The following is a 12540-nucleotide window of genomic DNA, read 5'->3' as shown; positions in this document are numbered from 1 at the left end:
GCAGCGCTGCCGCGTCACTGCCGGGACAGCCGGGGAACGACGGAAACAAGGTGCCGGTGAGGCCGATGGGACGGCCCCGAAATGCCGTTACCATCACGCATTGTGACCGGTTGCAGTCGGTGCGCTGCGGCCCCACGAAGGCTCTCGGACAGTGCTCCGAGGTGGCTTGACCCGGGAGCCATACAGGACTTACGTTCTGATTGCGCGCTCCGGAACGACGCGCACCCAGACGCGAAGCCCCCGGTTGTTCCCCCGTGACCGGGGGCTTCGTTCTGCCCGCACTGGACAAATGGGCCTGCTGCGGGCCGTTTTCCTTACACGCTGTCACCGCGTGCGCCACTCTTCGGCAGGCCGGATCTCCCGAGTACCATGCGAACGGGGCGCGGTGACGGGTATATGTGTACGACACACCCTGCACCAACTCCGGGCTCGGGGACGCGCATTGGGGGAACGGTTGGTGGGGATCTGATGGACTTCGGTACGGAATACTCCGATTCCCCAGCCGACCGTGCCTGGTCGCGGGCCGTGGACGCCTACACCGTGGGCGCCTATCCCCATGCCGAGGAGGAGTTCCGCGCCGCCGTCCGGCTCGACCCGGGCATGGCCGACGCCTGGCTGGGCCTGCACGCGCTGCGCGCCGACACCTCCACCGCGCTGCTGCAGATGTACCGGCACCGCGACCGCTTCGGCGAGCAGCGCAACCGCCACGGCCGCTCCATGAACTCCTGGTACTGGCTGGGCTGGTGGGTGCAGCCGGTCCTGGAGACCGGCCGCGACCTGGTGCTCGCGCACGCCTCGCACTGGCTGGACGGCCGCCATGTCGCCGAGCTGGACCGCGCGCTGGCCGAGTGCCCGCCCATCGACACCGATCCGCACGTCCGGTTCCTGCACGCCTGCCGTGCCTATCTGGTCAAGGACTGGGAGCAGTTGGTGCGGCACACCGAGCCGCTGCTCGGCGACCCCGTGCTCGGCATCGAGGCCGGCCTGTTCGGCGGCATGGCCCGGGTCCGGCTGGAGCTGTGCGGGCAGGCCGAGCCGCTGCTGGCCGCCGCGCTGATGCGGTGCCGCAGCGAGCAGCCGCAGCGCAAGGAGCTGCGCTACTGGCTGGCCCGCGCGTACGAGGGCACCGGGCGCACGGCCGCCGCACTGCCGCTGTACCGGGCCGTGCACCGGGTCGACCCGGCCTTCATGGACACCGCCGCCCGGCTCACCGCGATCAACGAGGCCGACATCCTCGACGAGGGCGGCGCCGACCTCGCCTCCGTCACCACGGCGGGCCTCGGCCTCGGCCAGCTCGTGCCGGACACCCTGGCCGACCCCGATCCGCTGCCGCCGCCCGGCACCGGCCAGCCGCCCGCCGGCCCGTTCCTCGACGACCTGCTGTCCGGCCCCGGCCCGCTCGACGACGACGTACGCGACCGGGTCATCCTCCCGGTCACCCCCATCCCGCCGTCCGATGTCCCGGTCGTCGCGCCCGACCCCGTCCTGCTCGCCGAAGCCCTCGCCGAACTCGACCGCATGGTCGGCCTCGACCCCGTCAAGCGCCAGGTCCGCGCCCTGTCCGCCCAGCTGCGCATGGCCCGCCTGCGCACCGGCCAGGGCCTGCCCGTCCAGCCGCCCAAACGGCACTTCGTCTTCTCCGGCCCCTCCGGCACCGGCAAGACCACTGTCGCCCGCATCCTCGGCCGGGTCTTCTACGCCCTCGGCCTGCTCGGCGGCGACCACCTCGTCGAGGCCCAGCGCTCCGACCTGGTCGGCGAGTTCCTCGGCCAGACCGCCGTCAAGGCCAATGAGCTGATCGACTCCGCCCTGGGCGGCGTCCTGTTCGTCGACGAGGCCTACGCCCTGTCCAACTCCGGCTACACCAAAGGCGACGCCTACGGCGACGAGGCCCTCCAGGTGCTGCTGAAGCGCGCCGAGGACAACCGCGACCGCCTCGTCGTCATCCTCGCCGGCTATCCCGAAGGCATGGACCGCCTCCTCGCCGCCAACCCCGGCCTCGGCTCCCGCTTCACCACGCGCGTGGACTTCCCCAGCTACCGGCCCCTCGAACTCACCCGCATCGGCGAGGTCCTCGCCGCCGACAACGGCGACCACTGGGACGACGAAGCCCTCGACGAGCTGCTCGCCATCTCCGGCCATGTCGTCGACCAGGGCTGGATCGACGAGCTCGGCAACGGCCGTTTCCTGCGCACCCTCTACGAGAAGAGCTGCGCCTACCGCGATCTGCGGCTCTCTGGCTACCCAGGGGCGCCCAGCCGTGACGACCTCTCCACGCTGCGCCTCCCCGACCTGATGCAGGCCTACGGCGAGGTCCTGTCCGGCCGGGGCCCCGGCCTCCCCCCGCCGGACCCGGCCGACTAGCCTGCCAGCGCCCGCGGCGGAGCCGCCCGGTGCGCCGGGTCGCGGACCTCGCCGACGAGCATTTCGAGGACGTCCTCCAGGGCGACGAGCCCGAGCACACGGCCCCCGGAATCCGCGACCGTCGCAAGGTGGGACGCCGCACGCCGCATCTGCGTGAGCGCGTCGTCGAGCGGCAGCTCGGCCCGCAGCGTGGCCATGGGCCGCCACAGCCGCGCGGGGACGGGGCGGTCGGATTCCTCCAGGTCGAGGACGTCCTTGACGTGCAGGTAGCCGAGGTAGGCGCCGTCGGGAGCGACGACGGGGAAGCGGGAGTAGCCCGTGCTGACGGTGAGGTCCTCGACCCGGCGCGGGGTGACGGAGGCGTCGACCGTGACGAGGGAGGCGGGCTGGAGAAGGACGTCGGTGACGGGGCGGGTGCCCAGTTCGAGCGCGTCCTCCAGGCGCTCCTGCTCGCCGTCGTCGAGGAGGCCGGCCGCCCGGGCGTCCTCGACGAGCAGGGTGAGCTCCTCGCTGGTGAAGACCGCGTCGACCTCGTCCTTGGGCTCGACCCGGAACAGCCGGAGCACCAGCCGCGCGCAGGCGCCGAGCACGGCGATCACCGGCCGGAAGACCCGCGCGAAGCCGACCAGCCCGGGGCTGAGCCACATCGCGGTCTTCTCCGGCGCGGCCATCGCGAGATTCTTGGGCACCATCTCGCCGATGACCAGATGCAGGAAGACCACGACCGCGAGGGCGATCACATAGCCCAGCGGGTGGATCAGCTGGTCCGGCAGGTGGACCGCCTCGAAGACCGGCTCCAGCAGGTGCGCCACCGTCGGCTCGGCGACCGCGCCCAGAGTCAGGGAGCAGATGGTGATGCCGAACTGGGCGGCCGCCATCATCTGGGGCAGGTTCTCCAGGCCGTGCAGCACCGTGCGCGCGCGCCGCTGCTTGCCGGCGAGCGGCTCGATCTGGCTGCGGCGTACGGAGACGAGCGCGAACTCGGCGCCGACGAAGAAGCCGTTGGCGAGCACGAGCAGTGCCGCGAAGAAAAGCTGCAGAACACTCATCGTTCGCCGCCCTCCCCGACACGCACCAGGCGAACCCTTTCCGCCCGGTGATGGGAGACCTCCCGCACCCGCAGCTCCCAGCCCGGCAGCCGCGCCACGTCGCCCGGCACGGGGATCCGCCCCAGCAGGTCGGCGACGAGCCCGGCCACGGTCTCGTACGGGCCCTCGGGCGCCGCCAGGCCGATGCGGGCGAGGATGTCGACCCGGCAGCTGCCGTCGGCGTCCCAGGCGGGGCGGCCGGGGCCGTCGGGCTGGACGGGGGCGAGTTCGGGCAGGTCGACGGTGTCGTGCTCGTCGCGGACCTCGCCGACGAGCTCCTCGACGATGTCCTCCAGGGTGACCAGGCCGGCGGTGCCGCCGTACTCGTCGACGACGACCGCGATGGGCTGCTGGCTGCGCAGCTGCTCCAGGAGCTGCTGCACCGGCAGCGTCTCGGGGACGAGCAGCGGCGCGACCGCGATCCGGCCCACCGGGGTGCGGTCCCGCAGGTGCGCGGGGACCGCGAGGGCGTCCTTGAGGCCGACCATTCCTATGGTGTCGTCGAGCCGCTCACGGTAGACGGGGAAGCGGGAGAGCCCGGTGGCCCGGGTGAGGTTGAGGACGTCGGCGGCGGTGGCGGTGTCCTCCAGCGCGCTGACGCGCACGCGCGGGGTCATCACGTTCTCCGCGGTGAGGTCGCCGAGCGAGAGGGTGCGTACGAACAGGTCGGCGGTGTCCTGTTCGATGACCCCGGCCCGCGCCGAGTGCCGGGCGAGGGAGACCAGCTCGGTGGGCGTACGGGCCGATGCCAGCTCGTCGGCCGGCTCGACGCCGAGCGCGCGGACCAGGCGGTTGGCGGCGGTGTTGAGGAATTCGATGACGGGCCGGAAGAGGGCGGAGAAGGCCCGCTGCGGGCCGGCCACCATGCGGGCCACCTGCAGCGGCCGGGAGACGGCCCAGTTCTTGGGGACGAGCTCGCCGATGACCATCTGTACGGCGGAGGCGAGCGCCATGCCGATGACGACGGCGATCGTGGGGGCCGCGCCCTCGGGGATGCCGGTCGCGGTGACCGGACCGGCGAGGAGCTCGGCGAGGGCGGGTTCGGCGAGCATGCCCACCACCAGCGAGGTGATGGTGATGCCGAGCTGGGTGCCGGAGAGCTGGAAGGACAGCTTGCGCAGGGCCTCCACCACACTGCGGGCCCGGCGGTCGCCCTCCGCGGCGGCGCGTTCGGCGGCGGGCCGCTCCACGGTCACCAGGCCGAATTCGGCGGCGACGAAGAACCCGTTGGCGAGGATCAGGGCAAAGGCTGCCGCGAGTAGCAGCCACGAGGACAGTTGAGCGCTCATGCCACCGCTCCGGGATGTCGGAAGAACGCGGTGGCGCAGGTACTACCGGACGGTCCGTCCATCGAACTTGGTTGTCACTCCTTGGGTCGTACTCGGGCACGAGGCGGTGCGGCGTCCTGTGCGGGGTTCCAGAGTAATCAAGAACCGGGCACCAGCGGCAGGCCTGGGACCCCTGTCGGGCCTATCGGCGCCCCGGCTGCCCCGTGCCGTGCTCCTCGGCCAGCGCGCGCAGCGCCCGCGCGTCGCGCAGCGCCTGCTCGCGCCCGACGCCGGGCTGGATGCCCATGGCGGCCAGGCTGGTGCCGTCGGCGAGGTCGAGGTGCACCCAGGCGTCGCCGGGGCGCAGATTCACCCGGACGATCTCGGCCCAGGCCAGGCGGCGCCGGGTGACCAGGTTGACGACGGTGATGCCCTCGGCGTCCACCACGACCTTGGGGCGGCTGAGCCAGGCCAGTACGGCGAGGATCAGCGCCCCGGTGCCGGCGAAGGCCAGCCGGTCGCCGGTGCCCCACGGGCGGGCCCCGTCGGCGGGCAGCAGGACGGCGATCAGCGTGAACATGCCGAACGCCACGCCGCCCGCCGTCAGCAGCACCGCACGGGTGCGGGTCGGGCGGAAGGTCACAGCCGGCACGCGTGGATGCCGGTGGTGAGGATCCCGCGGGCGCCGAGGTCGTAGAGCTCGTCCATGATCCGCTGGGCCTCGCGGCTGGGCACCATGGCCCGGACCGCGACCCAGCCCTCGCGATGCAGCGGGGACACGGTCGGCGACTCCAGGCCGGGGGTGAGGGCGACGGCCCGGTCGACGTGCTCGACGCGGATGTCGTAGTCCATCATCACGTAGCGGCGGGCGACCAGGACGCCGTGCAGGCGGCGCAGGAACTGCTGCACCTTGGGGTCCTCCGGGTCCGCGCCGGCCCGGCGGATGACCAGGGCCTCGGACTCCATGATCGGCTCGCCGATGACCTCAAGACCCGCGTTGCGCAGCGAGGTCCCGGTCTCGACGACATCCGCGATGACCTGGGCGACGCCGAGCTGGATCGCGGTCTCCACGGCGCCGTCCAGGCGGACGACGGAGGCCTCGACGGAGTTCTCGGCGAGGTGCCGCCGGACGACCTCCGGGTAGGAGGTGGCGATGGTCAGCCCGCCGAACTCGCTGACCTTCGTGACCGAGCCGGGCACGGTGGCGTAGCGGAAGGTGGAGCGGGCGAAGCCGAGCTGCACGATCTCCTCGGCGTTGGACGCCGAGTCGAGCAGCAGGTCGCGGCCGGTGATGCCGATGTCGAGCCGTCCGGAGCCGACGTAGATCGCGATGTCCCGGGGACGGAGGTAGAAGAACTCCACCTCGTTCTCGGGGTCGACCAGGACCAGCTCCTTGCTGTCCTTGCGCTGCCGGTAGCCGGCCTCATGGAGCATGTCCGCCGCGGGTCCCGAGAGTTGGCCCTTGTTGGGAACGGCGATGCGCAGCATGGGAGCGTGTTCCTTCTGTTCGGCTGGTGCGGGTGCGGGTGCGGGGTGTCAGTGACTGCTGGGGCAAAGGCTCACAGATGGGCGTATACGTCGTCCAGCGAGATTCCGCGGGCGACCATCATCACCTGAAGGTGGTACAGCAGCTGCGAGATCTCCTCGGCGGTGCGGTCGGCGCCCTCGTACTCGGCGGCCATCCACACCTCGGCGGCCTCCTCGACCACCTTCTTGCCGATCGTGTGCACGCCCTTGCCGACCAGTTCCGCGGTGCGGGAGGTGCTGGGGTCGCCGGTGGCGGCCTTGTGCCGGAGCTCCTCGAAGAGCTCCTCGAATGTCTTCTTCGCCATGATGCGTACACCCTACGGGGTGGGCCCGGCTTCTGAACGCGGTGGTTCAGAAGCTGGACACGGGCGCCCGCATTGAGGGAACCGACGTTCAGCCGCGCCAGGGTTCGGACACCGAACGCAGGATCGTCGCGGTGGCCACGGCGGCTGTCACGGCCTCGTGGCCCTTGTCCTCGTTGGAGCCCGGCAGGCCCGCGCGGTCCAGGGCCTGTTCCTCGGTGTCGCAGGTGAGCACGCCGAAGCCGATCGGCACGCCGGTGTCCACGGAGACCCGGGTGAGGCCCTCGGTGACGCCCTGGCAGACGTACTCGAAGTGCGGGGTGCCGCCGCGGATGACCACACCGAGGGCGACGATCGCGTCGTAGCCGCGGCCGGCCAGCACCTTGGCGACGACCGGCAGCTCGAAGCTGCCGGGCACGCGCAGGAGGGTCGGCTCGTCGATGCCGAGCTCGCGCAGCGCGCGCAGCGCGCCGTCGACCAGTCCGTCCATCACCTGGTCGTGCCACTGTGCCGCGATCACCGCCACGCGCAGGTCGCCGCAGTTCTTCACGGTCAGCTCGGGGGCGCCCTTACCGCTCACGTACGTCTCTCCTTGGATCGGTGATTGCTGGATTACTGGTTGCCGCAGGCGCCGGTGGTGCGCCCCGCTTCGAGCCACGGCAGGTCGTGGCCCATTCTGTCCCGCTTCGTGCGCAGGTAGCGCAGGTTGTGCTCGCCGGCCTGGACGGGCATCGCCTCGCGGCCGTTGACCTTCAGGCCGTGCCGGGTGAGGGCGTCGACCTTGTCGGGGTTGTTGGTCATCAGGCGCAGCGAGCGCACCCCGAGGTCGGTGAGGATCTGCGCGCCTGCCGCGTAGTCGCGGGCGTCGGCGGGCAGGCCGAGCTCCAGATTGGCGTCGAGGGTGTCGCGGCCGCGCTCCTGGAGCTCGTACGCGCGCAGCTTGGACATCAGGCCGATGCCGCGGCCCTCGTGGCCGCGCAGGTAGATGACGACGCCGCGGCCCTCGGCGGCCACCTTTTCGAGCGAGGCCTGGAGCTGCGGTCCGCAGTCGCAGCGCAGCGAGTGGAAGATGTCGCCGGTCAGGCACTCGGAGTGGACGCGTACGAGGACGTCCTCGCCGTTGCCGATATCTCCGGCCACCAGGGCGATGTGCTCCACGCCGTCGACCGTGCTGCGGTAGCCGAAGGCCCGGAAGTCGCCGTACTCGGTGGGCAGCCGGGTCTCGGCCTCGCGGCGCACGGTGGGCTCGGCGGAGCGCCGGTAGGCGATCAGGTCCTCGATGGAGATGATCGCGAGGCCGTGCTTGCGCGCGAAGAGCACCAGCTCGGGGAGCCGGGCCATGGTGCCGTCCTCGTTGGCGATCTCGACGATCGCGGCGGCCGGGCGCAGCCCGGCGAGCCGGGCGAGGTCGACGCCGGCCTCGGTGTGGCCGTTGCGGACCAGTACGCCGCCGGGGCGGGCGCGCAGCGGGAAGACGTGGCCGGGGCGGACGAAGTCGCCGGCCTGCGATTCGCCGGAGGCGAGCAGGCGGATGGTGATGGCCCGGTCGGCGGCGGAGATGCCGGTGCTGGTGCCGTGCTCGGGGCCCGCGTCGACCGAGACGGTGAAGGCGGTGCTCATCGACTCGGTGTTCGTCGCGACCATCTGCGGCAGGTCGAGCCGGTCGAGGTCGGGCTCCTCCATGGGCACGCAGATCAGGCCGCGGCATTCGGTCATCATGAAGGCGACGATCTCGGGGGTCGCCAGCTCGGCGGCGATGATGAGGTCGCCCTCGTTCTCCCGGTTCTCGTCGTCGACGACCACGACCGGGCGGCCGGCGGCGATGTCGGCGACGGCGCGTTCCACCGGGTCGAGGACGATCTGCTCGTCCCCGGCCTCGTACAGGCTGTGCAGTGCGGTGGTCAGGCGTGCGGCGGTCATGCGGGGGCTCCTTCCAGTGCGGGCCGGGGAGCCCGGGTCTGCTGCCACCAGGCGTACATGCCGGCGATCACCAGGACGAAGTAGATGACGTAGACGAGGCCGGAGAAGGGCAGTCCGCTGGTGAAGGCGAGCGGGACGCCGACGACGTCGACCGCGAGCCAGGCGAACCAGAACTCGACCCAGCCGCGGGCCATGGCGACCATCGCGGCGACCGTGCCGACGAAGATGTACGCGTCGGGCCAGGGGTTCCAGGACAGCGACGGATAGAGCGTGAACAGGCCGACCACCGCGAGGGTGCCGGCGGCGGTGCCGGCCACCAGCGCGCCGCGCTCGCGCCAGGTGGCGAAGCGGATCTCGATCTCACCGGAGCCGGAGCCGCGGATGCCGCGCCGCCACTGGAACCAGCCCCACACCGCGACGCCGATCACCAGCAGCTGCTTGCCCACGCCGCCGGTCAGATCCGCCGACCAGTAGGCCGCCACCAGCACCACGCCGGAGACCAGCTGCACCGGCCAGGCCCACACCGAGCGGCGCCAGCCGAGGGCGAGACCGGCCAGGCCGAGCAGGTTGCCCGCCATGTCGGACCATATGACGTGCTGCCCGAAGGCCGTGAAGGCCTCGGAGTTGAGCGAGTTCAGGGCGCTCACTTGGCGGTCTCCGTCCCGGTCCCGGCGCGGGCGCCGAGCATCCGCTCGACGTACTTGGCGATCACGTCCACCTCGAGGTTCACCGGGTCGCCGGGCTGCTTGAAGCCCAGCGTGGTGAGGGCGAGGGTGGTCGGGATGAGGCTGACGGTGAAGAAGTCGGGGCCTGCGTCGACGACGGTGAGGCTGATGCCGTCGACCGTGATCGAGCCCTTCTCGACGACATAGCGGGTGAGGTCCGCCGGGAGGCTGATCCTCACCAGCTCCCAGTTCTCGGACGGCTTGCGCTCGATGACCGTGCCCGTGCCGTCGACATGGCCCTGGACGAGGTGTCCGCCGAGGCGGCCGCCCAGCGCCATCGGGCGCTCCAGGTTGACCTTCGAGCCGACGGCGAGGGCGCCGAGGCTGGAGCGGTTCAGCGTCTCGGCCATGACATCGGCGGTGAACTCGCCGTCGCCGAAGTCGACGACGGTCAGGCAGACGCCGTTGACGGCGATCGAGTCGCCGTGTCCGGCCCCTTCCGTGACGACCGGGCCGCGCAGGCGGAAACGCGACGCGTCGCCCAGCTCCTCGATGGCGACGACGTCGCCCAGCTCTTCGACGATTCCGGTGAACACTTCAGTTCTCCTCGGGACGGCTTGGGTAAGCGGTGATGCGCACGTCGGGGCCGATGCGGGTGACGTCGGCGACATCGAGCCGCAACGCCCGGCCGATGTTCGTGATTCCGGCGTCGCCCAGGGCCGCGGGTCCGGCGCCGAGCAGTGCGGGGGCGAGGTAGCCGACGACCTTGTCGACTGCGCCCACCTCGACGAAGGCGCCGGCCAGGGTCGGGCCGCCTTCGAGGAGGACGGAGCGCACGCCACGGCCGTACAGCTCGGTGAGCAGGGCGTGAACGGCGATTCCGCCCTGGGCGCGGGGCAGTCTGGCGATGTCGACGCCCGGCAGGTGCAGGGTGCTCGCGTCCTGCGCGACGGCGATGAGGGTGGGGGCGGTGCCGTCGAGAACGCGGGCGCGCGGCATGGTCCGGGCCTCGGTGTCGACGACCACCCGCAGCGGCTGGGTGATCTCGCCCTCGACGTCGCGTACGGCCAGTTGCGGGTCGTCGGCCCGCAGGGTGCCGGAGCCGACGACGACCGCGTCCGCATGCGCGCGCAGCCGGTGGACGTCGGCGCGGGACTGCGGGGAGCTGATCCAGCGGCTGGTGCCGTCGGCGGCGGCGATGCGGCCGTCGAGGGTGCTCGCGTACTTCCAGAGCACGAAGGGGCGGCGCAGCCGTACGGAGGTCAGCCAGGCCTCGTTGCCGAGGGCGGCCTCGTCGGCGAGCAGGCCGGCCTCGGCGGTGACTCCGGCGGCGGCCAGGGTGGCCGCGCCGCCGTTGGCGTCGGGGGTGGGGTCGGCGACGGCGTACACGACGCGGGCGATTCCGGCCTCGATGAGCGCCTGCGCGCAGGGGCCGGTGCGGCCGGTGTGGTTGCAGGGTTCGAGGGTGACCAGAGCGGTGCCGCCACGGGCGGCTTCGCCCGCCGCGCGCAGGGCGTGGATCTCGGCGTGCGGGCCGCCGGCCCGCTGGTGCCAGCCTTCGCCGGCGACCTGTCCGGCGGCGTCGAGAATGACGCAGCCGACGACGGGGTTGGGGCTGGTGGAGCCGAGTCCGCGGGCCGCGAGCGCGATCGCCCGGCGCATACTCGCGTCTTCACGGGCTCTGCGGGCTTCGCCGGCTTGCGTGGCGGTGGCCACCGGGTTCTCCTTGCCTCTTCGGGCACGGACTCCGGGGCGTGTTACGGGACATGAGCGGACGCTGGGCACGGGGGAACGCCGGGGTCGGACGGAGCCTCGTGTACGCGGGGTGCGTACAGCGGGCCACCGACGGCGGCGTACCGGTGCTCTGGCCGCCGCGCACTGCCTCCCATCCGGACTTTAACCGTCGGTCCAGGAATTTCACCTGGTCAACCGGCCGCTGGATGCGGACGGGTCGCGGACTGTAACCGCCGGTTCGGACTTTCACCGACCCCGGAGTGCGCTAAACGTCACTGGTACGGACAACAGTCTGCCACGGACGATCGATGCGTATGCATCCGGATCCCTGTGGGCTGGCTCACAGGGTCACTGGGTTTCCGGGGCGAACAGCCGGTTCTGCGCGGCGTCCATCGCGGTCAGGACTGCCCCGCGCAGGACCGCGCTGCCCTCGACGGCCCCGGCGCGGACCTCGGTGGGCAGCGGCGTCATCCGGGCCAGGCCCTCCGCGACGCGGGTGGCGAGCGCCTCGCCACCGGCCCGGCCGACCTCGCCGGCCAGGACGACGCAGCCGGGGTCGAGGACGGCGCAGACGGCGGCCGCGCCGATGGCGATGCGGGCGGCGAGGGCGTCGAGGAAGACCTCGCCGTGCTTGTCGCCCGCGCGGGCGAGGGCCACCACGGCTTCCGCGGCGGCGGCATCGTCGTCCTCCCCCATGACCGGCAGGTGGTGCGCACGGGCGAGGGCGCACACCGCCGCGCTGCCGGCGAGTGAGTGGAAGCCGCCCTCGCACAGGGAGGCGGTGGGCAGCTGGAAGGTGCCGGGGACGGGCAGGAAGCCGATCTCCCCGGCGCCGCCGGAGGCGCCCCTGCGCAGGACGCCGTCGAGGACGACGGCCGCGCCGACCCCATGTCCCAGCCAGAGAAGGACGAAGGTGTCCCGGTCGCGGACGGCGCCGAGCCGCTGCTCGGCGACGGCGGCGAGATTGACCTCGTTGTCCAGCAGCACCGGTATGCCGATCCGCTGCCGCAGCTCGGCGACCAGCGCGGAGTGCCACACGGGCAGCTGGCCCGTCGCGCGCAGTTCGCCCGTCGCGGGGTCGACGAGGCCGGGCGCGCCCACGGCGACGGTGTGCAGGGCGGTGGCCCCGGCCTCCCTGGCGGTGCGCTCCAGCAGGGCGACCGAACGCTTGACCGTGCGCCGGGGGTCCCCCTGCGGGTCGACCGGCAGGGCGGCCCGGCCGATGGTGCGGCCCAGCAGGTCGGCGACCTCGATGGCGACGCTGTGGGTGCGCACGTCGACCGCCGCGAGGTGGGCCCGGTCGGCGACGATCCCGTACACCCGCGCGTTGGGGCCGCGGCGCTCCGCGCCGGACTCGCCGACGACGTGGATCAGCCCGGCTGCGCCGAGGCGCTCGACCAGGTCGGCGACGCTGGGGCGGGACAGACCGGTCAGCTCCTTGAGCTGAGTGGCTGTCAGCGGGCCCTCGCTCTGCAGGAGTTCGAGCGCCAGCCGGTCGTTGATCGCACGTGCCGTACGCGGTGAGGCGGTCCGGCCGGAGTAAGGCGTGGCGGTCATGGCTGGATCCTTCCATGACGTAACCGTCCAAGTCCCCGACGGGTATCTATCAGGGAGCCTGCCTGATAGTTTATGCGCGCATCAGACCGCTTCGCGGCGGCGTCAGAGCAGGCGA

12 protein-coding genes and 1 riboswitch are annotated in these 12540 nt (G+C 72.3%); of the genes, 1 reads left to right on the top strand and 11 read right to left on the bottom strand.

All coding sequences use genetic code 11. The features are described from left to right. Positions 1 to 468: 468 nt before the first annotated feature. Positions 469 to 2364, top strand: a complete 1896-nt coding sequence (locus tag OG607_RS39600) for an AAA family ATPase (protein WP_405734261.1) — start codon at positions 469 to 471, stop codon at positions 2362 to 2364. Here the strand turns inward: OG607_RS39600 and OG607_RS39595 are convergent. The 11 genes from OG607_RS39595 to OG607_RS39545 all read right to left on the bottom strand — a co-directional run bounded on the left by OG607_RS39595 (position 2361) and on the right by OG607_RS39545 (position 12425). Then, a complete protein-coding gene (locus OG607_RS39595) occupies positions 2361 to 3413 on the bottom strand; it encodes a hemolysin family protein (protein WP_405734259.1) in 1053 nt (350 codons plus the stop codon). The two genes, OG607_RS39600 and OG607_RS39595, sit on opposite strands and share 4 nt — an antisense overlap. After that, a complete protein-coding gene (locus OG607_RS39590) occupies positions 3410 to 4741 on the bottom strand; it encodes a hemolysin family protein (protein WP_405734257.1) in 1332 nt (443 codons plus the stop codon). The genes OG607_RS39595 and OG607_RS39590 overlap by 4 nt, the downstream gene beginning before the upstream one ends. 181 nt (positions 4742 to 4922) lie before the next feature. Then, positions 4923 to 5372, bottom strand: a complete 450-nt coding sequence (locus tag OG607_RS39585) for a PH domain-containing protein (protein WP_405734255.1) — start codon at positions 5370 to 5372, stop codon at positions 4923 to 4925. Further along, a complete protein-coding gene (gene hisG / locus OG607_RS39580; protein WP_405734253.1) occupies positions 5360 to 6208 on the bottom strand; it encodes an ATP phosphoribosyltransferase in 849 nt (282 codons plus the stop codon). The genes OG607_RS39585 and hisG overlap by 13 nt, the downstream gene beginning before the upstream one ends. Positions 6209 to 6279: 71 nt before the next feature. After that, positions 6280 to 6552 carry a phosphoribosyl-ATP diphosphatase gene (locus OG607_RS39575; RefSeq protein ID WP_329320380.1) on the bottom strand — a complete coding sequence of 91 codons (273 nt, stop codon included), beginning with the start codon at positions 6550 to 6552 and terminating at the stop codon, positions 6280 to 6282. Positions 6553 to 6640: 88 nt separating this feature from the next. Beyond that, on the bottom strand, positions 6641 to 7129 hold the full coding sequence (gene ribH / locus OG607_RS39570; RefSeq protein WP_329320379.1) for a 6,7-dimethyl-8-ribityllumazine synthase: 489 nt from the start codon (positions 7127 to 7129) through the stop codon (positions 6641 to 6643). Positions 7130 to 7161: 32 nt separating this feature from the next. Then, complete coding sequence (locus tag OG607_RS39565) at positions 7162 to 8469, bottom strand: bifunctional 3,4-dihydroxy-2-butanone-4-phosphate synthase/GTP cyclohydrolase II (protein ID WP_405734250.1); 1308 nt, start codon at positions 8467 to 8469, stop codon at positions 7162 to 7164. Beyond that, positions 8466 to 9116: a nicotinamide riboside transporter PnuC gene (locus tag OG607_RS39560; protein WP_405734248.1), complete on the bottom strand. Its 651-nt coding sequence runs from the start codon at positions 9114 to 9116 to the stop codon at positions 8466 to 8468. Before OG607_RS39560 ends, OG607_RS39565 begins: the two co-directional genes overlap by 4 nt. Next, on the bottom strand, positions 9113 to 9730 hold the full coding sequence (locus OG607_RS39555) for a riboflavin synthase (RefSeq protein ID WP_405734246.1): 618 nt from the start codon (positions 9728 to 9730) through the stop codon (positions 9113 to 9115). Before OG607_RS39555 ends, OG607_RS39560 begins: the two co-directional genes overlap by 4 nt. A gap of 1 nt (position 9731) precedes the next feature. Further along, positions 9732 to 10796 carry a bifunctional diaminohydroxyphosphoribosylaminopyrimidine deaminase/5-amino-6-(5-phosphoribosylamino)uracil reductase RibD gene (gene ribD, locus OG607_RS39550; RefSeq protein WP_405737359.1) on the bottom strand — a complete coding sequence of 355 codons (1065 nt, stop codon included), beginning with the start codon at positions 10794 to 10796 and terminating at the stop codon, positions 9732 to 9734. 209 nt (positions 10797 to 11005) lie between these two features. Then, a riboswitch (FMN riboswitch) is annotated at positions 11006 to 11136 on the bottom strand. A gap of 80 nt (positions 11137 to 11216) precedes the next feature. Beyond that, positions 11217 to 12425, bottom strand: a complete 1209-nt coding sequence (locus tag OG607_RS39545) for an ROK family transcriptional regulator (protein ID WP_405734244.1) — start codon at positions 12423 to 12425, stop codon at positions 11217 to 11219. Between the last annotated feature and the right edge of the window lie 115 nt (positions 12426 to 12540).

The organism is Streptomyces sp. NBC_01537, from assembly GCF_045040445.1.
GTDB lineage: Bacteria > Actinomycetota > Actinomycetes > Streptomycetales > Streptomycetaceae > Actinacidiphila.
This window is presented reverse-complemented; position numbering and strand designations above follow the sequence as displayed.